At 72.4% G+C, this 25,221-nt stretch carries 19 protein-coding genes and 1 pseudogene; 3 read left to right on the top strand and 17 right to left on the bottom strand.

Features of this window, described 5'->3' with window-relative positions:
• Positions 1–98 precede the first annotated feature (98 nt).
• The 10 genes from ACFHWS_RS08970 to ACFHWS_RS09015 all read right to left on the bottom strand — a co-directional run bounded on the left by ACFHWS_RS08970 (position 99) and on the right by ACFHWS_RS09015 (position 13,295).
• The gene (locus ACFHWS_RS08970) at positions 99–1,505 is read right to left on the bottom strand and encodes an FtsW/RodA/SpoVE family cell cycle protein (RefSeq protein ID WP_416551817.1); all 1,407 of its coding nucleotides are present in this window, start codon (positions 1,503–1,505) and stop codon (positions 99–101) included.
• A gap of 228 nt (positions 1,506–1,733) precedes the next feature.
• Complete coding sequence (gene mraY, locus ACFHWS_RS08975) at positions 1,734–2,858, bottom strand: phospho-N-acetylmuramoyl-pentapeptide-transferase (protein WP_416551737.1); 1,125 nt, start codon at positions 2,856–2,858, stop codon at positions 1,734–1,736.
• On the bottom strand, positions 2,855–4,300 hold the full coding sequence (locus ACFHWS_RS08980) for a UDP-N-acetylmuramoyl-tripeptide--D-alanyl-D-alanine ligase (RefSeq protein ID WP_416551736.1): 1,446 nt from the start codon (positions 4,298–4,300) through the stop codon (positions 2,855–2,857). The genes mraY and ACFHWS_RS08980 overlap by 4 nt, the downstream gene beginning before the upstream one ends.
• The gene (locus ACFHWS_RS08985) at positions 4,297–5,886 is read right to left on the bottom strand and encodes a UDP-N-acetylmuramoyl-L-alanyl-D-glutamate--2,6-diaminopimelate ligase (protein WP_416567982.1); all 1,590 of its coding nucleotides are present in this window, start codon (positions 5,884–5,886) and stop codon (positions 4,297–4,299) included. Before ACFHWS_RS08985 ends, ACFHWS_RS08980 begins: the two co-directional genes overlap by 4 nt.
• 55 nt (positions 5,887–5,941) lie before the next feature.
• On the bottom strand, positions 5,942–8,176 hold the full coding sequence (locus tag ACFHWS_RS08990) for a penicillin-binding transpeptidase domain-containing protein (RefSeq protein WP_416567983.1): 2,235 nt from the start codon (positions 8,174–8,176) through the stop codon (positions 5,942–5,944).
• Positions 8,177–8,181: 5 nt separating this feature from the next.
• The gene (locus tag ACFHWS_RS08995; RefSeq protein ID WP_123602605.1) at positions 8,182–8,760 is read right to left on the bottom strand and encodes a hypothetical protein; all 579 of its coding nucleotides are present in this window, start codon (positions 8,758–8,760) and stop codon (positions 8,182–8,184) included.
• A gap of 11 nt (positions 8,761–8,771) precedes the next feature.
• Entirely contained in the window at positions 8,772–9,905 is a 1,134-nt protein-coding gene (rsmH, locus tag ACFHWS_RS09000) for a 16S rRNA (cytosine(1402)-N(4))-methyltransferase RsmH (RefSeq protein ID WP_416567984.1), read from the bottom strand.
• Positions 9,906–10,170: 265 nt separating this feature from the next.
• A complete protein-coding gene (gene mraZ / locus ACFHWS_RS09005; RefSeq protein WP_123602607.1) occupies positions 10,171–10,602 on the bottom strand; it encodes a division/cell wall cluster transcriptional repressor MraZ in 432 nt (143 codons plus the stop codon).
• A 591-nt stretch (positions 10,603–11,193) separates the two neighbouring features.
• Positions 11,194–11,901 (bottom strand): AAA domain-containing protein, encoded by a 708-nt coding sequence (locus ACFHWS_RS09010; protein WP_416568013.1) that lies wholly within the window; start codon positions 11,899–11,901, stop codon positions 11,194–11,196.
• Positions 11,802–13,295 (bottom strand): hypothetical protein, encoded by a 1,494-nt coding sequence (locus tag ACFHWS_RS09015; protein WP_416551731.1) that lies wholly within the window; start codon positions 13,293–13,295, stop codon positions 11,802–11,804. The genes ACFHWS_RS09010 and ACFHWS_RS09015 overlap by 100 nt, the downstream gene beginning before the upstream one ends.
• 84 nt (positions 13,296–13,379) lie before the next feature.
• Between ACFHWS_RS09015 and ACFHWS_RS09020 the strand changes: the two genes are divergently transcribed.
• The 3 genes from ACFHWS_RS09020 to ACFHWS_RS09030 are packed head-to-tail and all read left to right on the top strand — an operon-like array spanning position 13,380 to position 16,079.
• Positions 13,380–14,600, top strand: a complete 1,221-nt coding sequence (locus ACFHWS_RS09020) for a MurT ligase domain-containing protein (RefSeq protein ID WP_416551816.1) — start codon at positions 13,380–13,382, stop codon at positions 14,598–14,600.
• A gap of 40 nt (positions 14,601–14,640) precedes the next feature.
• Positions 14,641–15,339: a type 1 glutamine amidotransferase gene (locus ACFHWS_RS09025; protein WP_416551815.1), complete on the top strand. Its 699-nt coding sequence runs from the start codon at positions 14,641–14,643 to the stop codon at positions 15,337–15,339.
• Positions 15,336–16,079, top strand: coding sequence for a TVP38/TMEM64 family protein (locus ACFHWS_RS09030; protein ID WP_416551730.1), 744 nt, complete (start codon positions 15,336–15,338; stop codon positions 16,077–16,079). Before ACFHWS_RS09025 ends, ACFHWS_RS09030 begins: the two co-directional genes overlap by 4 nt.
• Here ACFHWS_RS09030 and leuS read toward each other — a convergent pair.
• The 7 genes and pseudogenes from leuS to mbhE form a co-directional block, all read right to left on the bottom strand.
• On the bottom strand, positions 16,063–18,903 hold the full coding sequence (gene leuS, locus ACFHWS_RS09035) for a leucine--tRNA ligase (RefSeq protein WP_416551729.1): 2,841 nt from the start codon (positions 18,901–18,903) through the stop codon (positions 16,063–16,065). The two genes, ACFHWS_RS09030 and leuS, sit on opposite strands and share 17 nt — an antisense overlap.
• Before the next feature lie 272 nt (positions 18,904–19,175).
• Positions 19,176–19,556: a monovalent cation/H(+) antiporter subunit G gene (gene mnhG, locus ACFHWS_RS09040; RefSeq protein WP_416551728.1), complete on the bottom strand. Its 381-nt coding sequence runs from the start codon at positions 19,554–19,556 to the stop codon at positions 19,176–19,178.
• Complete coding sequence (locus ACFHWS_RS09045) at positions 19,553–19,768, bottom strand: monovalent cation/H+ antiporter complex subunit F (RefSeq protein WP_416551814.1); 216 nt, start codon at positions 19,766–19,768, stop codon at positions 19,553–19,555. The genes mnhG and ACFHWS_RS09045 overlap by 4 nt, the downstream gene beginning before the upstream one ends.
• A 38-nt stretch (positions 19,769–19,806) precedes the next feature.
• Positions 19,807–20,229 (bottom strand): Na+/H+ antiporter subunit E, encoded by a 423-nt coding sequence (locus ACFHWS_RS09050; RefSeq protein WP_416551813.1) that lies wholly within the window; start codon positions 20,227–20,229, stop codon positions 19,807–19,809.
• 113 nt (positions 20,230–20,342) lie between these two features.
• Positions 20,343–21,851 carry a monovalent cation/H+ antiporter subunit D family protein gene (locus tag ACFHWS_RS09055; protein WP_416551727.1) on the bottom strand — a complete coding sequence of 503 codons (1,509 nt, stop codon included), beginning with the start codon at positions 21,849–21,851 and terminating at the stop codon, positions 20,343–20,345.
• Positions 21,852–21,997: 146 nt separating this feature from the next.
• A pseudogene (locus tag ACFHWS_RS09060) lies at positions 21,998–22,321 on the bottom strand (sodium:proton antiporter); the annotation flags it as partial.
• Positions 22,318–25,161, bottom strand: coding sequence for a hydrogen gas-evolving membrane-bound hydrogenase subunit E (mbhE, locus tag ACFHWS_RS09065; protein WP_416568014.1), 2,844 nt, complete (start codon positions 25,159–25,161; stop codon positions 22,318–22,320). The gene mbhE and the pseudogene ACFHWS_RS09060, both read right to left, overlap by 4 nt.
• Between the last annotated feature and the right edge of the window lie 60 nt (positions 25,162–25,221).

Consider the following 25,221-nt stretch of genomic DNA (forward strand, 5'->3'; position numbering starts at 1 on the left):
CGCGCGGCGGACCCGACGGGACCACCGACGGCTTACGCGGCACGCCGGGCGGTGCGTACGGGGCCCGTCGACCCGGATGCGCGCTTCGCGGGGGTACGTTAACGCCCGTCCCGTCGCCGTGGCACACGGGGCGGCGCCGATTCGCTCTGGCTACCCGACCGTGACGTACCGCGACCGCCCGGCTGCCCGGTGCCGGCCCGCCGCGGTCCGACGCCGGTCATCCGCGGCTTGGCCGGGTGGCGCTGGCGGGGCATCGGCGGCAGCGGGGCCCAAACTAGTCGCACCCAGCGGGCCGGCGGACGGGCGTTGAGCGCTCGGGCGGCGTCGGGTTCGGCCCGGGCGAACGACGCCAGCATGCCGATCGCGGCGAGCGTCACCACCAGCGCGCTGCCACCCGCGGAGATGAACGGCAGCGGAATACCGGTGATCGGCAGCAGCCCGATCACCCCGGATATATTGATCACCGCCTGGCTGATCAGCCAGCTGGCCGCCGCGGCGGCGGCAAGTCGCCGGAACGGGTCGTCCACCCGACGGGCGATCCGCAACGCGGTGTACGCGAGGACCGCGAACAGGGCCAGCACCACGACGCAGCCGACCACCCCGAGTTCCTCGGCGACGATGGCGAAGATGAAATCGTCCTCGGCCTGCGGCAGGTAGCCCCACTTCAACCGGCTGGAGCCGAGCCCTTCACCGAACCATCCCCCGTTCGCGATCGCGTACCTCGCCTGCAGCGCCTGGTAGCAGTCGTCGACGCACTGGTCCGGTGGGGTGAAGAACGATGTCAGCCGGGCCAGCCGGTAGTTGTCCGCGTCCTGGGCACCGGAACCGGCGCCCTGCCAGGCGGCGGCGATCAGCAGGCCGATGCCGACCAGCCCGACCGCGCCCAACGTGGCGAAGATCCGCAGCGGTACACCGGCCGCCCAGAGCAGCCCGACGACCAGGGCCAGGATGCACAGCATGGTGCCCAGGTCGTTGTAGCCGACCAGGAGGAACAGCAGGCCGACGGCGGGGAACAGCGGGATGGCCAACTCCCGCCAGTGACCCAGCTCGGCACCCTTGCGGGCGATGACGTCGGCACCCCACAGCACCAGGCCGAGCTTGGCCAGCTCGGACGGTTGCAGCTGGAAGGAACCGAAGTAGAGCCAGAGCAGCTCCGCCTCCACCGGACCGACCCGGGCGGCCTGCCAGCCCGCCAGCGTGGACACCAGCAGCAGGCCGTTGAGCAGTAGCAGCAGGGCGACCGCCGCGCCGAGCACCACGATGCCCAGACTACGAAACGTTGCTGCCGGCAGCCGTTGGCAGATCCAGAACGCGACCAGACCGATCACCGCGAAGGTCGCCTGCCGGCTCAGCACGCTGAACGCGCTGCCGTCGTCGATGTACGCCTTGATGCTGGTCGCGGAGAAGACCATGGTCAGGCCGATCATCAGCAGCAGCCCGCTGCTGAAGATCAGCAGATAGTACGACGCGAGCGGCCGGGCCAGCAGACCACGCAACGCGGCCAGTCCGCCGGTCGGATCCAGCCGGGCCGCAGGGCCGTGCCGATTTGGGACAGGCCGGTCCGCAGCGGTGCCAGGCCGATCAGTGACGGACCGGCCCGAGTCAGCGCTCATCCGGGCCGCCACCTGTCGTCGCCATCGGTCCATCATCGGCGCTGCCGCCCTCGGCGGCCGGACATCAACACCGCGCCGGCGTGTCGGGCCGGCCGCCGCAACGGGCGCGGGCCGGCTGGGCTAGCCCATCACCGCAAGGAACTCGCTGTAGAACAGGCCGAGGCCGATCGCCACGCCGATCCCGGCGATGATCCAGAACCGGACGACGATGTTGACCTCGCTCCACCCGGCCAGTTCGAAATGGTGCTGCAGAGGCGACATCCGGAACACCCGCTTGCCGGTGGTGCGGAACGAGATGATCTGGATCACCACCGACATGGTGATGATGACGAAGAGCCCACCGATGATCAGCAGCAGCAGCATGGTCCTGGTGGCCATCGCCATCCCGGCGATCAGCCCGCCGAGCCCGAGCGCGCCGGTGTCACCCATGAAGATCCGCGCCGGCGAGGTGTTCCACCAGAGGAAACCGACACAGGCTCCGGCTGCCGCACCAGCGATCAACGCGATCTCCAGCGGGTCGCGCACCTGGTAGCAGTACTGGGCGGTGTAGTTCGGGTCGGCGCACCAGTGCCGGTACTGCCAGAAGGCGATCAACGCGTAGGTGCCGAGCACCATCACCGACGCGCCGGTGGCCAGACCGTCCAGCCCGTCGGTCAGGTTGACGCCGTTGGTCGTGGCCATCACCACCAGGATGAAGATGACCACCGACGCGGCCTTGCCGACGTCGAGGGCGTCGATGTCGCGGATGAACGACAGCGTGGTGCTGCCGACCGTCTCGGTGTTGGTCGCGTCGCCGGTGGAGTCCACCATCGTGCTCGGGAAGTACAGCGCGATCACCCCGAACACCGCGCCGACCAGGATCTGACCGAGTAGCTTGCCCCGCTTGTTCAGCCCGGCGCTGTTGCGTTTGCGGACCTTGAGGAAGTCGTCAACAAAGCCGACTGCCCCGGAGAAGACCAACAGGCCGAGCAATACGAGCGCGGTGATGGTCGGCCCGACCTGGGCGATCTGCTGGGCCGGCAAAGTGGTCAGGGCGAGGTGACCGGCGACGTACGCGACCACCGTCGCCACAATGAAGACCACGCCGCCCATCGTCGGCGTGCCCTTCTTGCCCTGGTGCATGACCGGGCCTTCGGCCCGGATCGGCTGGCCGGCCTTGAGCCGCGTGAAGACTTTGATCGCCACCGGGGTGCCGAACAGCGACACCAGGAAGGCCACGGCCGCCGCGACGATGACCGCTCTCACGCCGTCGCCTCCCCGACCCCGGTCACCGGCGTACCCTCGGAGGCCGATCCGTCGCGCAGCGCGTCGACGACCTCCCAGGTGCGGTACCGCGAGCCCTTCACCAGCACCACGTCCCCGTCGGTGAGTTCCCGCCGGAGCAGGTCGATCGCCGCCTGTTGATCGGTGACCAGCACCGACTCCCCTTCCCACGTCGCAACCGCCGCCGCCCCATGCCGGATCGGCGCGGCCTGTTCACCCACCACCAGCAGCCGGTGCACGCCGAGCTCGGCAGCCAACCTGCCAACCTCGGCGTGCCCCTGCTCCTCGTACTCGCCAAGCTCGGCCATATAGCCAAGCACCGCGGTGGTCCGTCGCCCCGAGCCGAGATCGACCAACGCCCGCAGCGCCGCCGCCGTGGAGGCGGGGTTGGCGTTGTAGGAATCGTCGATCACGGTGATTCCGTCCGCCCGGTCGATCACGTCCATCCGACGAGTCGAGACCAGCCGGAGCTGGCCGAGCCCGGCCGCCAGCTCCGCCGGGTCGGACATCCCCAGCTCGATCGCCACGGCCGCGGCGAGCAGGCTGTTACCGACCTGATGCCGGCCGCTCACCGCTAGCCGCACCGGCGCCGACCCTGCCGGGGTGACCAGCTGGTACGCGGCCCTCCCGCGGTCATCCACTGTGACGTTCTCGGCGCGCACCGTCGCCGCGGAGTCCGCTCCGGCCAGCACCACCCGCCCGGCGGTGCGTTCAGCCATCTGCCGCACCCGGGGGTCGTCGGCGTTGAGCACCGCGACGCCGTCAACCGGCAACGCCTCGACCAGCTCGCCCTTTGCGGTGGCGATGGCGTCGACCGAACCGAACTCCCCGAGGTGCGCGACCCCGACGTTGATCACCACGCCGATCCGGGGCGGCGCGACTTCGCACAGGTGCCGGATGTGGCCGATGCCCCGGGCGCCCATCTCAAGCACCAGGAACCGGGTCTCGGCGTCGGCCTGCAGCACGGTGTACGGGTGGCCGAGCTCGTTGTTGAACGAGCCGGCCGGCGCCACCGTCGGGCCGATCCCGGCGACGAGCTGCGCGATCAGGTCCTTGGTCGTGGTCTTTCCCGACGATCCGGTCAGGCCGATCACGGTCAGCTGGGGCAGTCGGTCCAGGACCGCCCGGGCCAGCCGGGCCATCGCGTCGAGCGGATCGCCGACGAGCACCATCGGCACCGGGGTGGCGCCGCCGTCGACGGCGATCGGGCGGGTGCCGAGCACCGCGACGGCTCCGGCGGCGAGCGCCGCGCCGGCGAAGTCGTGCCCGTCGACCCGCTCGCCGGCGAAGGCGACGAACAGCCCGCCGGGCCCGATCCTGCGGGAGTCGAACTCCACCCCGCCGGTGACCCGGCTGGCTGGATCGGCGTCCTGCAGCCGCCCACCAACCGCCTCGGCCACCTCGGCCAGCGTCATCGTGATCATGCCTGCCTCACCAGTGCCGGGAACCGGGCGGTCAGTGACGCCGCGAGCTCCACCCGGTCGTCGAACGGCTGGACGTTGCCGTCGATCTCCTGTCCCTGCTCGTGGCCCTTGCCGAGCAGCGCGACCACGTCGGTGGGCCCGGCAAGCCGGACCGCCTCGTCGATCGCCGCCCGCCGGCCGGCGACCTCCACCACCTCGGCTCCAGCGACGCCGTCGGCCCCGTGGCGTACCTCGGCCCGGATCGCCGCCGGGTCCTCGGTCCGCGGGTTGTCGTCGGTGACGATCACCAGGTCGGCACCGCGGGCGGCGGCGGCGCCCATCGTCGGACGTTTACCCCGGTCCCGGTCGCCCCCGGCCCCGATCACGCAAATCAGCCGGCCCCGCCGGGAGTCGGCGAGACCGCGCAGCGCGGTCAGCACGGCGACGATAGCGTCCGGCTTGTGCGCGTAGTCCACCACGCCGAGCACCGGGCCGGGGGCGGCGACCTGTTCCAACCGGCCGGGTACGCCGGGGCAGTCGGCCACTCCGGCGGCGGCCGTGGCCGAATCGACGCCGAGCGCGACCAGGGTCGCGATGGCCAGCAGCGCGTTCGCCACGTTGTGCCGCCCCGGCAGCCCGACGGCGGCCTCGATGGAGATCCCGTCCGGGCCCAGGGCGATGAAGTGTTGCCGGTAGCCGTCGTCGCTGACCGCCGCAGCCCGCCAGGTGGCGGCGGCGTCCCCGGCGGCCGAGTAGGTGACCGTGTGTGGACGACGCAGCGGCTCCAGGGCCGGGTCGTCGTGATTGAGCACCTCGACCGCGCAGCGGCCGTCGAAGAGCCGGGCCTTGGCGGCGAAGTAATCGGCGGCGTCGGCGTGAAAGTCGAGGTGGTCCGACCCGAAGTTGGTGTAGCCGCCGACCGCGAACCGCACACCGCCGACCCGGTCCAGGACCAGCGCGTGGCTCGACACCTCCATCACCACGCTAACCACGCCGTGCTCGCGGGCCACGGCCAACATCGCGTGCAGATCGGTCGCCTCGGGGGTGGTCCGCATGCTGGGCACGATCAGGTCGCCGAGGCGGGTCTCGACCGTACCGATCAACCCGGTCGACTGGCCGGCGGCCCGCAGCCCCGACTCGACCAGGTACGCGGTGGAGGTCTTGCCGGCGGTGCCGGTCAACCCGATCATGGCCAGGTGCCGGGTCGGCTCGCCGTAGACGACCGCCGCGACCCGGCCCAGTACCGTCCTCGGCTCGGGGACCACCAGGGCGGGCAGCCCGGCTTCGGCAGCCGCCGGGGCGCCGGCTGGATCGGTGAGCACGGCCACCGCGCCTCGGGCACCGGCGTCGGCGACGAACTCGGCGCCGTGCCGGCGGGCTCCGGGCAGCGCGGCGTACAGGTCACCGGGCCTGACGTCGCTGCTGGCGTGGGTGATTCCGCTGATCAGCGGGGCTGCGGCGGTCGGTGGCGGCACCGCCAGCGACGCGGCGAGCTCCGCGAACGGAATCGGACGATTGGTGCGGGGTCGTGGATTGCCGGGCACGGCGCTAGACCCTACCCGGTCCGCGGTCCGGGCCCGCGCAGCGGCGTACCGGTCGCTCCGCATCGCGCGGCGTTTCGTCCGTACGGGTGACTCCCGCACGTCGCCCGGGCACGGAGCGTCACGGGTGCACCACGAACTCGGGTGGCTCGGTGCCGGTCGGCGGTACCCGGTAGTGCAGCAGGGTGAAGCGCATCATGTCGCGAAACGCTGGGGCGGCGACGTCCCCGCAGCCACCACCGGGGGTGTGCGACACCACGGCGACCACGTAGCGCGGGTCGTCGGCCGGCGCCATGCCGATGAACGACGTCACCGCACCGGGGGCGACGGAGCCGTTGACGATCCGCCGACCGGTGCCGGTCTTGCCGGCCACCCGGTATCCGGGGACCGCCGCCGCGGTGCCGGTGGCACCAGGGATGGTGGTGACGCCTTCCATGATCATGCGCAGCGCGGCGGCGTTGTCGGCACTGAGCACCCGGCGGGTGGTCGGCGCCTCGGTCGGGGCGCGCTGCCCGTGCTCGTCAACGATCTCCCGGACCAGTCGGGGCGGTACGTAGACGCCGTCGTTGGCGATCGCCGCGTAGGCGGCGGCCATCTGCAGCGGGGTGGCGTCGACGCTGTGCCCGAGCGGCACCGACCCGTACGACGAGGCGCTCCACTCGTCCAGCGGCAGCACCCTGCCGCTGGCCTCGCCGGGTAGTCCGACCCCGGTCGGGCTGCCCAGACCGAACGCCTGCTGGTACGCGTGCAGCCGCTCCGGCCCGAGCTGGTCGGCGATCTTGATCGTGCCGACGTTCGACGAGTAGGCCAGCATACCGGCCAGGCTGGTCGCGACACCCGCCTCGATCGGGCGGGTGTCCCGGAAGGTGGTGTCGCCCTTGCGGATCGTCGGACCGAGGTCGAGTGTGGTGTCCGGCCCGATCAGCCCTTCCTCCAGGGCAGCTCCGAGCACCAGCGGTTTGTGCACCGAGCCGGGTTCGGCGGTGAACGTGGTGGCGATGTCCTGCCGGTCGGACGGATCGCTGGACCACGCGTCGGCGGCGTTGTAGGTGGGCTCGCTGGCCTGGGCGAGAACCTCCCCGGTACGCGGGTCCAGCACCACCGCAGCGGCCACACTGACGGCGCACTGCTCCAGCGTTGCGCTGAGGATCCGTTGCACCTCGTACTGCAGGTCCCGGTCAATGGTGAGCACCAGCGAACTGCCGGGCTGCGGCTCGGTCTCCTGCCGGTAGCCGCCGGGAATCTCGGCCAACCGCAGGTCGCGGTTGCCCTGCTCGGCGATCCGCTGCCCGTTCACCCCGCGCAGCACCTCGTCGTAGCGCGCCTCGATGCCTTCCAGGCCGTTCATGTCCAGACCGACGAAGCCGAGCAGGTTCGCGGCCAGGTCGTTGCCGGGCACCTCGCGCCGTTCGTCGTAGTCCACCCCGATACCCGCCAGTTCCAGGTCCATCACCTGGTCGGCAAGCTCGACGTCCACCCCACGAGCCAGGAACTCGAACCGCGACTCCTGCCCGTCCTCGCGGGTCTGCGGGACCAGCCGGTCCAGCAGCGTGGAGCGGGGGATGCCGAGCAGCGGTGACAGCGCCTCCGCCGTCGCGTGCGGATCCTCGACCAGACCCGGGTCGGAGTAGACGAACCGGGCGGCGACGCTGTGTGCCAGCACAGCGCCGGTACGGTCGTAGATGCTGCCCCGGGGGGCGGGCACGACGACCGAGCCGATCCGGTCCCAGACGCCGCCGTCGGCGTACGCCGGGGCGTCAACGACCTGCAGCACGATCAGCCGGATCCCGATCACCACGAACATGGCCAGGGTGAGAAAGGTGCCCAGCCGCAGCCGGCGCCGGGGGTCGGCCAGCCGGGGCAGGGTGGCGGGCCGCCGTGGGCGGCCCCGGGTGCCCTGTCGGGCCGGGCCCGGGGCACGCCGGGCGGAGCCGGACGACGCCTGCCGGGACTTGCCGTCCGCCCCGGCATGGCCGGTGGTCGACCGGTGGCGGTTGGAGTCGGCTCCGCGCCGCGCTGCCCCGTCCGGGTCGACGCCGCGGCGCGACGTGCTCCGCCGGTCGGCGTCGCGACGTGGTCCGGTACCCCGGTCGCCGGGGTCCGCCGGACCGGTCCGGGCTGGCGGCCGACCGCTGGTGGACCGACCCCCGTCGAGCACCTGCAGCGCGGGCCGGAACGGATCCCGACTGCGTTCGGCGCGGCCGGTGCGGCGTTGCTCGGCAGACTCGCGCACCGTCCTACCCCGGGGGGTGTAGGCGCGGGCGTCGGCGATGCCGCCGATCGGGCCGGGTTCACCGACGCCGCCGCGCCGGGATCCACGTGGATCCCGGCGCGGCGGATCGGAACGGTCAGCCACCCGGCTTACTCCCCCGCCCCCTGCTGCGAGCTGGTGATGGCCGGCTCACCGGTGGCCGGCTGCGGTACGCCGATGATCCGTCCGTCCGGCAGCCGGATGAACGCTGGCGGACCGGACTCGACCAGGCCGAGCTTGCGAGCCTGGGCGGCCAGGTTGTTCGGCGCCTCGTACTGCGCGATTTCCTTCTCCAGCTGCTGCTCCTGCAGATCCAGGTTCGACTGCTGCTGCTGCAGCGTGCCGATCCGCACCGCGTTCTCGTTGATCTTGGTGTTGACCAGCAGCACACCGAGCACCCCACCGACGACGACCACCAGGATCATCGCGATGAACGGTGCCCGGGGCACCGACACCGGTGCCGGCGGTGCGACCCGCAGTCGCGGCGGCGCCGGCTCCGCCGAGCTGTCCCAGACCCGGACCGAGTCCTGAGTCGTGGGCTGCTCCTGCAGCGCCGCGCTGCCCTGGGTCACGTAGCCCCCTGACGGGTTGCTGCGCCGCGCCGCGGTCCGGCCCCCCGACCGCGGTGCGCCCACCCGGGCGCCGCGCTGACCGACCTGCCCCGAGCGGTCGCGCTTCTCGACGTTCATCTCCCCTCCCCCTACTCCTTCTCGTCACGACCCCGATCGTGACGTCTCCGCCGGCCGGCGATCCCGTCCGGTGTGGATGGCCCGGACGCCGCCGAGTCGGGCCGGTGTGGTGCTCTCCCCGGGTGGGGCCGTTCGCGGGCGGCCCCACCCTTTCCCCGCCCGGCGGTGCCGGCACTGCGCACCGCCGCCTGTCCGATGTACTCCGCCGCGCGCAGCCGTACCGACGCCGCCCGCGGGTTGGCCGCGATCTCCGCCTCGCCGGCCTGCTCGGCACCCCGGCCGAGCAACCGCAGCGTCGGGCCGGTGCCCGGCAGCTCGACCGGCAGCTCCACCGGTGCGGTGCTGCGCGCCCGGCCAGCCAACGTCTGCTTGGTGATCCGGTCCTCCAGCGAGTGGTAGGACAGCACCACCATGCGTCCGCCGACGTGCAACGCGTCCAGCGCTGCCGGCAGCGCCCTGCGCAGCACCGCCAGCTCCTCGTTTACCTCGATACGCAACGCTTGAAACGTTCTCTTCGCGGGGTTTCCCCCAGTTCTTCGGGTAGCCGCCGGCACCGCCGACTCGACCAGTTCAGCCAGTCGCGTCGACGAGGTGATCGGCTGCCGCTGCCGCTCCCGCACGATCGCCGAGACGATCCGGCTGGCGAACCGCTCCTCGCCGTACTCCCGCAGCACCCGGACCAGGTCCCCCGGGGGGTAGCCGTTGACGATCTCCTCAGCTGTGGTCCCCCGCCCCTGGTCCATCCGCATGTCCAGGGCGACGTCCCGGGAGTAGGCGAACCCGCGCTCGGGCGCGTCGAGCTGCAGTGAGGACACCCCCAGATCGAACAACACGCTGTCCACCCCGGACAGCTCGAGCTGGTCAAGGACCTCGGGCAACTCGTCGTAGACCGCGTGGACCAAATGGACCCGGTCGGCGAACCCGGCCAACCTCGCCCGGGCGTGTGCCAGCGCTTCCCGGTCACGGTCCAGCCCTACCAGGGTGACCAGCGGGAACGCCGCCAGCACCGCATGGGCGTGACCACCCAGGCCGAGAGTCGCATCGACGTGCACGGTCGGCCGGTCACCGCGGTCCAGCGCGGGGGCGAGCAGCTCGAGACACCGCTCGAGCAGCACCGGTACGTGCGTACCGCGAAGCTCCCCCATGTCGACCCCCAGTGGCCTGCCTGCCGTGCCGTGCCCGGTTGCTGCGTTGCCGCTCGTCGTACCGCCAGATCCCCATCCGCTCTACTCCCGCCCACCGCCCGTGCCGGACCGGTGCTCGAAACACGCGCCTGGCGCCGGGGAAGTGGCGCCAGGTGCGGGAGCGGCTGGAGATCTCGCAGTACGTCGGACGACCGGTGCCGACCGGCGGCTCTCGCGTCAGCCACCGACACCCGACGAAGAGCCGGGCGGTCGATCATCCGTTGCCCTACAGTCCGCCGGGCAGCACCCCCTCTTCGATGTCCGCGAAGTCGTCCTCGCTATCGGAGAGGTATGTCTCCCATGCCTGCTTGTCCCAGATCTCCACCCGGCTGCTCGCCCCGATCACCACGAGGTCGCGGCCGAGCCCGGCGTACTCCCGCAGATGCGCCGGGATCGTCACCCGGCCCTGCTTGTCGGGCACCTCGTCATGCGCGCTGGCAAAGAAGACCCGGCTGTAGGCCCGCGCCGCCTTGTGCGTCATCGGTTGCTCGCGCAGCTGCTCGGCGATCCGCTGGAACTCCGGCGTCGGGAACACGTACAGACAGCGTTCCTGCCCCTTGGTGATCACGACACCTCCCGCCAGCTCGTCCCGAAACTTGGCTGGAAGGATCAACCGGCCCTTTTCGTCCAGGCGCGGAGTATGGGTGCCGAGAAACACGGCCCAACCCCCCTTGCCCATGAACGGCATTCGCGGTGCCGCATCCCCCGGGGCCGGCGGGCCCTCCCGGCCCCGCCATCGCGCCCCACTCTACTCCACTTCCCTCCACCCGCAACCAGAATCGCGACCGAAACACGCCCAACTCTCCGACAAAACTGCACGTCAGCGGGGGTGGTGCCGAGTGGAGGGCGGGCGGGCGCCGGTCCGCTTTCCGACAGCGCGACATCGTTCTCTCCCGTCCGGCGCGGACACCGACACCGCCCGCGGCGACGATGGCAGGGGCTGTCCGCTCCCGATCGCGGTAGCGGCTGTCGGCTCCCAATGGCGGCCCGCTGCCCGGCAAGGATCTCCAGCGCCGCCCGCACCGGGTCACCGTTCCAGCGGGAGGCGAAAGCGTCGACCAACGCCCAACCGGCCCGGCGCAACGCCCGCTGCCGCGCCAGGTGCGCTTGCGGACCGTCCGGATGGACCACACGGTTGAGACCGACGGTGTCGGCGCCGACACCGAGACAGATGTCCACCGTCCACCGTCCGACCGGGTAGTCGAACCGCACCACGCCGCCGTTTTCGGTCAGCCGGGCACCGAGCTGTTCAGCCCAACCGCTGACCCCGGCGGTGGTCGCCACGCCACCGCACGGCACCGCCGGCGGCGGTTGGCGCGCGTACCGCAGAGACTCCCTTACCAGGCCGTCGGCGGCGGTCAGCGAGGTCACCACCACCAACTGCCGGCGCGCCCGCGTGATCAGGACATTGAACAAGGTGCGGATCGGCCAGGAAACGTAACCTGGCCGGCGGATCGTCGTCGGTTGCCGCGAACGACGCCACCACCGTGTCGGCCGCGCCGCCCTGGATCGTGTGCTCGGTGCCGACCCGCAGGCCCAGCTCCTCGATCCGCTCCACCGGAAATTCTGCGACCAGTGCCGCCTCCAGCGCGTCGGCCTGCGCGCGAAACGGGGTGACGACGCTGATCTGCGACCGGCCGGAAGTCGCGAGCTCCCGCACCACCTCGACGGTGGCGGTCACCCCCGCCGTATTCACCCCGTCCACGGTGGCCGCCGACACCACCTGCCGCACCGCGATCACGTCGATCGACTCGTTCGCCGGGTGGCGGGTGGTGACCGCGAACCGGTCAGCGTAGAACCGCCGGGCCGCAAACTCGATCAGCTGCGGTACGCAGCGGCGGTGCTCGTCGAGCCAGGTCACCGGTGCGCTGGCAGCGGCGAGATCGAAGGCGCTGACCCGGCGGACGTCGAGCCGGTCGTCCAGACCGTGTCGGTCGAGCGTGTCGGCCACGTCCACGTCGGCGACGAAGGAAACGAAGCGCAACTGCCGTGGGTCACCGACGACCAGCGCCCGACGGGCCCGGGCCAGCGCCGGGGCAGCCCGGATCTGGTCGCTGTGCGAGGCCTCGTCAAGGATGACCAGCTCGCCAACGCCCCGGCGTTGCGCCGGGCCGCCGGATCCCATCGACGCTCGCTGCCGGCGCGGTCCCGCATCGCGGTCGCGACCCGTTCGGCGAGCTCCCGGTCGGCCTCATCGAGCCGGTCCCAGTACGCCGCCAGATCAGTGCCGCCCGCAGCGGCGAGCCGAGCCCGAGCCGCCACCGCCCGGGCCGCCTCAACCGCATCGGCGACCTGGTCCAACGCACCGTCGGTGTCCCCGGCGAGGTCGACGGCGACACCGAGCCGACGCCGCAGCCAGCGACGGGCGGCCCGCCGCAGCCACCTCGTCCGCCAGTTCCAGCCCGCGCCGCGTGCCAGCCGGACCTGGCGCGCGGCACCGGCGAGGTCCATCCCGGGTGCGGCGAACGCGCCCGGTGCGGTCAGTGACAGCGCACCGAGCAGCGGCTCCCACGACGTAGCTGCGGCGGCCAGTTCCTCGGTCTCCAGGGCTAGCCGGATTAGGCCGGTCTCCCGGTCGACCGTGTCCAGGGCGGCGGCCACCACGGTGTGGCCCTTGCCGTTGCCCGGCGGACCCGACACGACGGTGAGTCGTTCCCGCCGGACCCGCCGGACCACGTCCGACTGGGCGGCGGTCAGCGGCAACGGCGACTCGACCGCAGCGGCGTCGAACCGGGCGTCGGGCGTGGCTGCATACCCCGCCGTTGTTTCGCCGGCACCGCCGCCAGCGCCGGTCGGCGTCGGCTGGTAGACCGCCGCCAGCGCGGTGCCGGTCAGGTCCCGGCCGGCCCAGGCCCGTAGTCCGTCGGCGAGCGCCACCCCGTAGACATCCCGGACGGTGAACAGCACCGCCAGCCATGCCTGCGTCCCGGTCGCCGTCAGCCAACCCGGCCCGCCCAGACCCGGCACCGATTCCAGGTTCGCCGCCACGGCGCGATCCGTGACCAGGGAGGTCAGCTCCAACTCCCCGGCCGACACCACCCGGTAACCACGCAGCGCACGCTCCAACCGGACCGGTTCGGACAGCAACGGCAGCCGGACCCGGCGACGGACCCCGTCCCGTTCGACGGTGCCGACGACCAGACCCAGGCCGCGTCGCAGAATCCGCTCGTCGCGGTGCAACAGGTCGACCGCGGCCAACCGGTCGGTGGCGGCATCACGCTGGTGCCGGTCCGGATCGGCGAGCCAGAGCAGCGGCTGGCCGCCCCGGGTCACGTCCAACATCCGCTCGGGTGCGGCGGGCGCCAGCTCGGCCAACGCCCGCAGCGCGGTGGCGACCGTTGAGCTACTCATCGGTCGTCGACCGTACCAACGCGTCCGTGCGTCGATCGGCGCCGGACAGGGTCCGGTAACCTCGCTCGCGTGACGGACGCGAAGATGCCCTTGCGGGCGAAGGTGGCAAGCTCGGTGTCCCGCACCGCTGCGGCGCTGTCGCGGGCCGCTGGGCGAGGTGACGGGTCGGTGATCGGCGGTTGGATCGGCCTCAAGATCGATCCGGAGCTGCTGGCGCATCTCGCCGCCGGGCGGTCCGTCGCGCTGGTCTCCGGCACCAACGGCAAGACCACCACCACCCGGCTCGCCGCGGCGGCGGTCGGCGTACTCGGCCGGGTCGCGACGAACTCGTACGGCGCGAACATGCCGACCGGGCACACCTCCGCGCTGGCCAAGGCCGGCACCACGCCGTACGCGGTGCTCGAAGTGGACGAGCATTACCTGGCTCAGGTACTCGAGGCCACCAGCCCCCGGGTGGTCGCCCTGCTGAACCTCTCTCGGGACCAGCTGGACCGGGCTAAGGAGGTGGCGATGATGGCCCAGCTGTGGCAGGTGGCGCTGGCCGAGCATCCCGAGATCAAGGTGGTGGCCAACGCCGACGACCCGATGGTGGTGTGGGCGGCCGCGACCGCCGGCTCGGTCTCCTGGTTCAGTGCCGGGCAGCGCTGGCACGACGACTCGTGGGTCTGCCCGGAGTGCGGTTCGGCGATCGAACGCTCCGACAACCAGTGGTGGTGCGCCGGCTGCCCGCTGCGCCGGCCCGACCCGGAGTGGGTGGTCGACGAGGACGGTGTCATCGACCCGAGCGGCGCCTGGCACAAGGTGACGCTGCAACTGCCCGGGCAGGTCAACATCGGCAACGCCGCCACCGCGCTGGCGGTGGCCGCCGAGTTCGGCGTACGCCCGGTGGCCGCGGTGTCCCGGCTGGCGGTGGTCACCTCGGTGGCCGGCCGGTACGCGCAGGTGGTCCGCAACGGGCGGACCATCCGGCTGCTGCTGGCCAAGAACCCGGCCAGTTGGCTGGAGGCGTTCGACATGGCTGATCAGGCACCGACACTGCTGTCGATCAACGCCCGCGACCCCGACGGACTGGACACCTCCTGGCTGTTCGATGTCGACTTCTCGCCGCTGCGCGGCCGCCAGGTACTGATCACCGGGGACCGCGCCTTCGACCTCGCCGTCCGGCTGGAGGTCAACGACGTGCCGTTCCTGCACGTCCCGTCGCTCAACGCGGCGATCGCCTCGGTGCCGCCCGGCCGACTGGAGGTCATCGCGAACTACACCGCATTCCAGGACATCCGAGCGGAGCTGGACCGTGTCAACTGAGTCATTTCCGGCCACCGGCCCGTCGATCGGCGGGCCCAGCGTGCTCCGCCTGGTCTGGATCTACCCCGACCTGCTGTCCACCTACGGCGACCGGGGCAACCTGCTGATCCTGGCCCGTCGAGCCCAGCAGCGCGGCATACCGGTGGAGCTCACCGAGATCCGCTCCGACCAGCCGGTGCCGCAGTCGGCCGACATCTACCTGATCGGCGGCGGCGAGGACGGCCCGCAGGCGCTGGCCGCCCAGCGGCTACGGGCCGACACCGGGTTGCACCGCGCGGTCGACCAGGGCTCAGTGATCTTCGCGGTCTGCGCCGGCTACCAGTTGCTGGGCACCTCGTTCTTCGCCAAGGGCACCCAGTGCACCGGCCTGGAGTTGCTGGACCTGTACTCCGACCGGGGACCGAGCCGGGCGGTCGGCGAACTCGCCGGCGACATCGACCCGCGGCTCGGCGTACCACCGCTGAGCGGTTTCGAGAACCACGGCGGGCGCACCCATCTCGGCAACGGCGTCTCGCCGCTGGCCCGGGTCACCGCCGGGGTCGGCAACGACGGGACCAGCGAGGGCGCCTGGCGGGGCAACATCCTGGGCACCTACGCGCACGGCCCGGCGCTGGCCCGCAACCCGGCGCTGGCGGATCTGCTGCTGCGCTGGGCGATCGGCGCGGCCAGCTTGCCGCCGCTCAACGACCTGTGGGCCGACCGGCTGCGGGCCGAACGGACGGCCGCGATCCGCACGTGAGGCGGCTGGGCCGGGCACTGCGCGAGCCGGCGGTGGCCCGGTTCGCGGCCCTGCTCACCCTGATCGGTGGCTGCGCCCTGCTGGTGCTGCTGGCTCCCCGGCCCGAGTTGGCGGCACTGACCGGGCTGCCCGACCAGCTCGGAGCGGCCGGTCCGGTGCTGGCCGTGGTCGGCGGCGCGCTGCTGCTGACCGTGCTGGTCCCCCGCACGTTCATCACCCTGACCTGGGGAGCGCTGTTCGGCCCGGTGGCGGGTGCCGGCTACAGCCTCGCCGCGGCCGCGCTGGCTGCGCTGATCGGCTTCGTTGTCGGACGGTGGCTCGGCCGGGAGTACGTCGTCAGCCGGACCTCGATGGCGGCCCCGCCGGCCGGCCTGGCCGGGCGAGCCGACCGGATCAGGTTACGGCTGGCCCGGCTGGACCGCTGGTTCGCCACCCAGAGCGTGCTGGGCGTGATCATGGTCCGGCTGCTGCCGATCAGCGGGTTCGGCATGGTCAGCTACGGCTACGGCACCACCGGTGCCCGGCTGGTCCCGTTCCTGATCGGCAGCGTGCTGGCGTCGGCGCCGACCGCGGTCGGCTACGCGGTGATCGGCGCGGCGGTGGTCGCCCCCGGTGAGATCAACTGGCTGGCCGCCGCGCCCGCCGGCCTGGGTGCGGCGGCCACCGTCGTGCTGCTGCTGCGCTGGCGCCGCGCGGTCCGGGCGGACCGCGCGGCGCTGCGGGTCACGGGACCACGCTGACCATTCGGCCCGGGACCACGATCACCTTGCGCGGCGTACGGCCGGCCAGGTGCTCGGCGACGGCGTCCAACGCGGCGGCCCGTACCTCGTCCTCGGCGGCCTCGGCCGGCACCTCGACGCGGCCCCGGACCTTGCCGGCCACCTGCACCGGATAGGTCACCGACGCGGCCCGCAGCAGCGCCGGGTCGGCCGACGGGAAGTCGGCGTAGGTCAGCGAACCGGTGTGGCCGAGCCGCTGCCACAGCTCCTCGGCGACGTGCGGGGCGAACGGGGCCAGCATCAGCACCAGCGGCTCAGCCACCTCGCGGGGGGTGGCCGGCAGCCGGGTCAACGCGTTGGTCAGCTCGATCAGCTTGGCGATCGCGGTGTTGAACCGCAGCCCGTCCATGTCCGACCGGACGCCGTCGATCACCCGGTGCGTCAACCGGCGCAGCTCGTCGTCGGCCGGGTCGTCGGTCACCCGGGACGCCCCGGACTGCTCGTCGACCAGGGCCCGCCACACCCGCTGCAGGAACCGGTACGAGCCGACCACCGCCCGGGTCTCCCAGGGGCGGGACACCTCCAGCGGGCCCATCGACATCTCGTACACCCGGAACGTGTCGGCGCCGTACGCCTCGCACATCTCGTCCGGGGTGACCACGTTGCGCAGGCTCTTGCCCATCTTGCCGTACTCGCGGTTGACCGCGGTGTCGCCGTGGAACCAGCCGCCGTCGCGCTCGGTCACCGCCGCCGCGTCGACGTACGCGCCGCGCGCGTCGGTGTACGCGTATGCCTGGATGTAGCCCTGGTTGAACAGGCGGCGGAACGGCTCGACGCTGGACACGTGCCCCAGGTCGAACAGCACCTTGTGCCAGAACCGGGCGTACAGCAGGTGCAGCACGGCGTGCTCGACCCCGCCGACGTACAGGTCGACACCGCCGCAGTCGGCCGACGACGCCGGACCCATCCAGTACCGCTCGTTGGCCGGGTCGACGAAGGCGTCGCTGTTGGCCGGGTCGGCGTAGCGCAGCTCGTACCAGCAGGAGCCGGCCCACTGCGGCATCGTGTTGGTCTCCCGGCGGTAGCGCCGCCGGCCGGCCGGCGCACCCGGCACCCCGGTCAGGTCCAGCTCCACCTCGACCCAGTCGGCGGCTCGCGACAGCGGGGTCTCCGGGTCGGATGCGGCGTCGTCAGGGTCGAAGGTACGCGGCGAAAAGTCGTCGATCTCCGGCAGCTCCAGCGGCAGCATCTCCTCCGGCAGCGGAATCGGCAGCCCGGTTTCGTCGTACACGATCGGGAACGGCTCGCCCCAGTAGCGCTGCCGGCTGAACAGCCAGTCCCGCAGCCGGTAGGTGACCGCGCCCCGGCCGTGGCCGCCCGCCTCCAGCCAGGCGATGATCCGCTCCTTGGCCTCGGTCACGCCCAGACCGTTCAGGAAGTCGCTGTTCATCGCCGGTCCGTCACCGGTGTACGCCTTGCCGGTAAAGTCCGCCGGCGGCGTCACGGTCCGCACGATCGGCAGGTCGAACACCTCGGCGAAGTCCCAGTCCCGCTCGTCCTGCGCCGGCACCGCCATGATCGCCCCGGTGCCGTAGCCGGCCAGTACGTAGTCGGCGATGAAGATCGGCAGCCGGGCGCCGTTGACCGGGTTGGTGGCGTACGCGCCGACGAAGACGCCGGACTTGTCGCGGGTCTCGGCCTGCCGCTCGGCGTCGGTGCGCCCGGCCGCCTGCTTGCGGTACGCCTCGACCGCCTCGGCCGGGGTGGCGTGTCCGCCGGTCCACGCCGGCCGGGTGCCCGCCGGCCAGGCGGTCGGCACCAGCTCGTCGACCAGGGCATGCTCGGGAGCCAGCACCATGTAGGTGGCGCCGAAGACGGTGTCCGGTCGGGTGGTGAAGACCTCGATCGGGGCGGCGTCGGTCGGGAAGACGATGTGGGCACCGGTGGACCGGCCGATCCAGTTGCGCTGCATCAGCTTGATCGGCTCGGGCCAGTCCAGCAGGTCCAGGTCGGTCAGCAGCCGGTCGGCGTAGGTGGTGATCCGCATCATCCACTGCCGCAGGTTGCGCTTGAAGACCGGGAAGTTGCCCCGCTCGGACCGGCCGTCGGCGGTGACCTCCTCATTGGCCAGCACGGTGCCCAGACCGGGGCACCAGTTGACCGGCGCCTCGGAGACGTACGCCAGCCGGTGCGCGTCGACCAGCTCGCGGCGTTCCCGGTCGGTCAGCTCGGACCAGGCACGTCCGTCCGGGGTGGCGCGCCGACCCGACTCGTACGCGGCGATCAGGTCACTGACCGGCCGGGCCTTGCCGGCCTCGGTGTCGTACCACGAGTTGAAGACCTGCAGGAAGATCCACTGGGTCCAGCGGTAGAACTCCACGTCTGTGGTGGCCACCGACCGCCGGTCGTCGTGGGCCAGCCCCAGCATCCGCAGCTGGGCCCGGTACCGTTCGATGTTGGCCTCGGTGGTGGTCTGCGGGTGCTGTCCGGTCTGCACCGCGTACTGCTCGGCGGGCAGGCCGAAGGCGTCGAAGCCCATCGCGTGCAGCACGTTGCGGCCGGCCATCCGCTGGTAGCGGCCGTAGCAGTCGGTGCCGATGAAACCCAGCGGGTGGCCGACGTGCAGCCCCGCGCCGGACGGGTACGGGAACATGTCCAGCAGGAAGAGCTTCTCGGCGTCGGCGCGCGGGTGGGCCGGGTCGGCCAGCGGGCCGACCGGGTTGGGCGCGTGGAAGGTGCCGTCACGTTCCCACCGCTGCTGCCACCGTCGCTCGATCTCGCCGGCCATCGCGGCGGTGTACCGGAACGGTGGGGTGTCCGCCGCGGTCTCGACTGCCTCGCTCATCGTCGGTCGCCACCTCAGGGTCGGTTGTGGGCTGTGATGTGTTGGTCGTGGGCATGAAAAAACCCCTCCACAGGAGGGGTCGCCGTGCTGCCGCCGCCGGACGGCCGCTGCGCCGATCAGGCGGCCTGGTGGGTCAGCACGGCCGGAGAAGGAGCAGGAAGGCGCCGGCCATGGCGCCAGTGTACTCCGGGTCGGAGAACCAGGTGGACCGCCCTCACCGCCGCCTCCGGCGACGGCGACGGCGGCGGCGACGGCGACGGCTACGGCGACGGCTACGGTCGGCTGGCCTCCCCCGGTCCCTCCGGCACCGCGCCCGGCCGTCTCTCGCCCTGCTCGGCGAGGGCGTCGAACCTGCTCTGCGGGCTCATCGGCGCACCGGACAGGTAGGCCGCCCGGGCCAGCGCGTACCCGCCGACCGGCGCGGTGACCACCTGCAGCAGCACGGCCAGGGTCACCACCGCCGCGGTCCGTGGGCTGGGCAGCAGGGTCAGCACGCCGAGCAGGATGAGCACCAGGCCCAGGCTGGCCGCCTTCGCCACCGCGTTCATCCGGTTGTAGACGTCGGGCAGCCGTAGCATGCCGAGCCCGGTGATCCCGATCAGCAGGGTGCCCGCACCGAGCAGTACCCCGGCGAGCACGTTCCAGCCGGTCACCGGCTCCTCCGATGCACCAGGCGGGCGAGCGCGACCGTGGCGAGGAACCCGACCAGGGTCGCGGTCAGCACGATGTCGAGCAGTTCGGCGATCCGCAGCCGGGCGGCGAGGACCGCCACCCCGGCGATGAAGACGAAGAAGCCGAAGTCGACGGCGGCGGCACGGTCGGCGTCGGTCGGGCCGATCACCAGACGGATGATCGCCGTCGCCATCGCCAGGGCCAGGACGGCGAGAACGAGGTCGAGTCCGGTCACCGGCGGGCTCCCCCCGGCTGGTCGGCCGGGTCGACCGGCTCGACCGCGTCGACCGCGTCGACCGCGTCGACCGGGCGCGCGGCGGGCAGCAGGTGGTCCTGTAGCCGGGCGAGTTCGGCACGGAACCGCTGCGGGTCCTCGGCATGCATACCGTGCACGAACAGGGTCGGCGGTTGCGGCCGGACCGCCACGGTGAGTGTGCCCGGGGTCAGTCCGACGGCCAGCGCCATCAGCACCATCTCGGTGCCGGTCCGGGTCCGCAGCGGGAACTCGACGATCCCCGGCGACAGCCCGCTGCCCGGCGTGACGATCTCCCGGGCGACGACCACGTTCGCCACCACCAGACGACCGGTGAAGTAGCCGACAAAGCCCAGCACCCGGCCGGCCCGGCGCAGCGTCCGGACCGGCCAGTGCAGCAGCGTCCGGACCGGCCCCCGGCGCGGCCTGCCGGCCCGGCCACCGCCGGCTCGCCGGCCGGTGCGGCTCTCCACCTGGCCGGTACGGGGCTCTTCCGTCCGTCGCGTTCGTCTGGTCACCGTCCGGTCACCGCCTCTACATAGGCACTCGGGTCGATCAGTCCGTCGGCTGCGGTGGCCGCCAGACCGAGCAGGGGCTGCGCGGCCGACCCCAGCAGCAGGGTGAGGGCCGCGAGCAGCACCGCCGGCCCGGTCAGCCAGGTGGCGATCCGCGGCGGTACGTCGTCGGTGGTGCGGGCGGGCGGGTGGCCGGCCGGGTCCGGGGGTGCGGGCGCGGGTTCGCCCCAGAACGCCAGATCCCAGATCTTGATCATCGAGATGAGTGTCCCGAGGCTGACCAGCACCGCGACCGCGAAGATCAGATAGTTGCCGTCGGCGACCGCGGCCCGCAGCAGCAGGAACTTGGCCAGGAATCCGGAGAACGGCGGCATCCCGGCCAGCGACAGCCCCGCGCCGATGAAGGCCAGGGCGAGCAGCCGGTGCGCCGTGGCCAGCCCACCGAGCCGGTCCAGCCGATCGGTGCCGTAGCCGACCACCACCGCACCGGCGCAGAGGAACAGCGCCGCCTTGACCAGGATGTACTGCACCAGGAAGAAGATCGCCGCGGTGAGTGCGGCCGGGCTGAACACCACCAGCCCGATCAGCAGGTAGCCGATCTGGCTGACCATGTGGAACGCGAGCACTGAACGCATCGTGGTCTCGCCGAGCGCCCCGAGGACGCCGATCACCATGGTCACGGCGGCGGCCAGCCCGATCACCCACCGGTAGTCGACCGCGCCGTCGTAGACCACCGCCACGATCCGGACGATCGCGTACCCGCCGACCTTGGTGAGGATGCCGGAGAACAGCGCGGTGACCACCGGTGGCGCGTACGGGTAACTGCGGGGCAGCCAGCCGTGCAGCGGCACCACCGCGGCCTTCACCGCCAGGGCGAGCAGCACCACGGTGCCGGCGAGGGCCAACGCGCCGTCGCGGCCGGCCGCCCCGGCCAGTTCGCCGAGATCGACGGTGCCGGCGACGGCGTAGACCAGCCCCACCCCGGCCAGCAGGATCGTGGACGCCAGCAGATTGACGGTCACGTAGATCCGACCGGCCACCGTCCGCTCCCGGCCGGCGCCGGCGGTCAGCAGCACGTAAGACGGCACCAGCATGACCTCGATCAGCACGAACAGGTTGAACAGGTCGGCGGTCAGGAAGGCCCCGAACGCGCCGGCGCTCGTCATCAGCGCCAGTGGGACCAGGTACGGCCGTCGGTCGTCCCCGGAACCGATGGCGAAGACCCCGCACAGCAGCACGACCAGCGCCACGACCGTGACCATCAGCGCGCTGAAGGTGTCCGCCGCCAGGGTGATCGCGAAGCCGGCCGGCCAGCCACCGATCCGTTCGGTCAGCACCTCACCACGGCGGGTCGCGGCCAGCAGCGTACCGCCCTGGGCGAGCACAGCCGCGCCGGTACCCAGCCAGCCGATCCGGTGCAGCGTCAACCGACGCGGCACGGCCAGCAGTAGTCCGGCCACTACCAGTGGCAGCACGATCGGACCGACCAGCGGCAGCGGCGCATTCATCGGGGCAGCTCCCCGGTGTCGCCGCCGGCCGCTGTCCGACCGTGTTCGGCGACCTGGTCGGACATCGACCGTGGCTCGGTCAGCACCGGCTCCGGGCCGGGTTCCGGCTCCGGTCCCGCCGCGCCGTCCGGACCGTCCCTGCCGTCCGGACCGGCCTCGCCCAGCTCCAAGTCGGGTCGGCCCGGCCGCGGCCGGTCGACCACCGCGAGCGCGAGCAGGAAGATCGTGATGCCGAAGGTGATCACGATGGCGGTGAGCGCGAAGGCCTGGGGCAGCGGATCGGCCGTCGCCGCCGGGTCGATGTCGCCGAACGGCGGCTGCCGGCGCCACAGCCCGCCCGAGGCGAGCAGCAGGATGTTGACGGCGTGGCCGAGCAGGACGAAGCCGATGACGACCCGGATCAGGCCGCGGTGCAGGATCAGATAGACGCCGGCCGCGGTGAGCAGGCCGATCACCAACGCGACGGTCACGGTGCCCGCACCCCCGCCGCGTCCGGCGGGACCGGCGCGTCCGATGCGACGCCAGCGTCCGACGGGACCACCGTGCCGAGCCGCCGTACCGCCGCCGTGATCAGGCCCAACACCATCAGATAGACGCCGAGGTCGAAGAAGGTCACCAGGGACACCGAGAAGCCGAGCACCGACAGTTTCAGTCCCGGCGACGGCGTCAGGAACGGCTCACCGGCCAGCAGCGCGGACAGGCCGATCCCGAGACAGGTCAGCAGCCCTGCGGCGAGCAGCGGCCGGGGCCGCAGCCGGCCGGCCGTCATCGGTGAGCGGCCGGCGTACGCCACGTACGCCAGCTGGCCGAGCCCGACCGCGATCCCGGCCACCAGCGCGGCGACGAAGCCGCCGCCGGGCTCGTCGTGGCCGCGTAGGAACAGCCACGCCGAGACCACCAGCATCACCGGGGTGAGCAGTCGGTGCGCGAACCGGAGCACCGGATCCGGTACGGCCGGGCCGGTTCCGGTGCGGCCGCGCCCAGCGGTGCCGCCAGGCCCGCCAGCGGCGCCAGGCCCGCCGACGACGCCGCGTCCGGCGGTCCGGAACAGCCCGACCAGCCCGAGTGCCACGGCGACGAGGACGGTCGCCTCACCGAGGGTGTCGAACGCCCGGAACTCGACCAGGATCACGTTGACCACGTTGCCGCCCCCGGTCGCCGGTTTCGCAGTCCGCAGGAAGTAGTCCCCTGGGGCGGACAGGTCACGACGACCGGTCAGCCCGACCGTCGCGGCCACCGCGACGGCCCCGGCGGCGACGGCCAGCGCGGCGGCGAAAAAGCTGACCGGCTGGCGCCCGGCGCCCGGCAGCCGGGCCGGCAGCCGGCGCAGGACGAGCATCGTGACGACTGCGGTCAGTACCTCGACGAGCATCAGGGTCAGCGCCACGTCCGGCGCGCCGGCGAGCAGGAACCAGGTGGCGACCATCAGACCGACCAGGCTCAGCAGCCCGACCGCCGCGAGCGCCGACCTGGCCAGCACGATCCCGGCCAGGGCCACCGCCAGCAGCACCAACAGCGGCCAGTCGCCGGCCGCCGCGCTTGCGGCCGGCCAGGGCGGCATCGATCCCAGCGCGGCGCTGCCGGCCGCCCCGAGCAGCACCAGCAGCAGCACCGGCCGGAACAGATGGGCGGCCGGCGAGTCGTAGCGGGTCGGCCGGCCGACGATCCCGCCCAGTCTCAGCAGCGCGCCGTAGCAACGGTCGAAGGTGACCGCCCCGGCGGGCGGCAGCCGGACCGACTGCACCAGCTGGTCGACCCGGCTGCGGGCGATGAACAGGGCCGTACCAGCCAGCACGGTGAGCGCCGACAACGCCAGTGCCGGGTTGAAGCCGTGCCAGAACGCCACGTACGGCGGATCGCCGCCGGGGGACGCGTTTTCGGTCGCCTGGTCAATCAACGGGCCGAGCAGCGCGGCCGCCGGGCCGAGCAGCAGGCTCAGCAGCGCGGCGATCGCCGCCGGGGTGAGAAACGTCCACGCTGGCTCGTACAGCTCCGGCTGTCGCGGCGGTCCGGCGAAGGTCTCATAGACGATCCGGGCGCCGTACGCGAAGGTCAGGGCCGACGCCGAAACCGCCAGTACCTCGGCCGACGGGCTGAGCCACGGATCGACCCCGGTCTTGATCAACGCATCGAAGATCGCCTCCTTGCTGACGAAGCCGAGCAACGGCGGCAGGCCGGCCATCGACATCGCGGCCAGCCCAGTCAGGGTGGCGGTCACCGGCATCACGTGGCGCAGGCCGGAGAGCTGTCGGATGTCCCGGCTGCCGGCTTCCCGGTCGATGATGCCGACGAGCATGAACAGGGTGGCCTTGAACAACGCGTGCGCGACGGTGTGCAGCACCGCGGCGGCCAGCGCCGCCGGGGTGCCGACCCCGATAACCCCGACCAGCAGCCCGAGCTGGCTGACCGTCGAGTACGCCAGCATGGCCTTCAGGTCGTGCTGGCGCAGCGCGAGGAACGCACCCGCCAGCGCGGTGCCGAGCCCGCCGAGGACCAGCACGATGGTCCAGGCAGCCTGCTCGGCGTAGATCGGCGAGAACCGGATCAGCAGGTAGATCCCGGCCTTGACCATCGTCGCGGCGTGCAGGTAGGCGCTGACCGGGGTGATCGCCACCATCGCGCTGGGCAGCCAGAAGTGAAACGGGAACTGCGCGGACTTGGTGAACGCCGCGACGATCAGCAGCCCACCGACCACCCAGGCGACCGGCGAGCCGAGCAGCCGGTCGGGGTAGGCCAGGATGGTGGTCAGGTCGCTGGTGCCCAGCGCGACCACCATCACCACGACCGCCGCCAGCAGCGCCAAGCCGCCACCGGCGGTGACCAGCAACGCCCGGGTTGCGGGGCGGGCCGCCGCCGGACTGGCCAGACCGATCAGAAAGAATGAGCAGACCGTGGTCAGCTCCCAGAACAGGAACAGCAGTACGGTGTCGGCGGCGAAGACCAGGCCGAGCATCGCCACGGTGAACAGGGTCAGCAGCGTGTAGAGCGCGGCGCACGGGCGGTGCGGGGCGAGGTAGCGCGGGCAGTACATCATGATCAGCGCGCCGACCCCGAGCACCAGCAGCCCGAAGACCATCGCCAGGCCGTCGAGCCGCAGCGCGAACGCGATGTCCAGCGACGGCAGCCAGCGCGCGGAGACCCCGACCGCGCCGTTGTCCAGCACCACCGGCAGCCGGGAGGCGAGCAGCCCGCAACCCAACAGGTAGCCGACCGCGAGCGGGTAGCCGGCGTCGCGGCCGAGCGAGCGGGTGAGCAGTGGTACGGCGGCGGCGAGCCCGATCAACAGGGCCAGCACCGCGACCATCGTCAACGGGCACCCCTCGCCGCGGCGGTGGTCCGGGCGTACGGACCGGCCCGGCACCGGTCGACG

This window comes from Micromonospora sp. LOL_013 (assembly GCF_048060315.1).
GTDB lineage: Bacteria > Actinomycetota > Actinomycetes > Mycobacteriales > Micromonosporaceae > Micromonospora_E.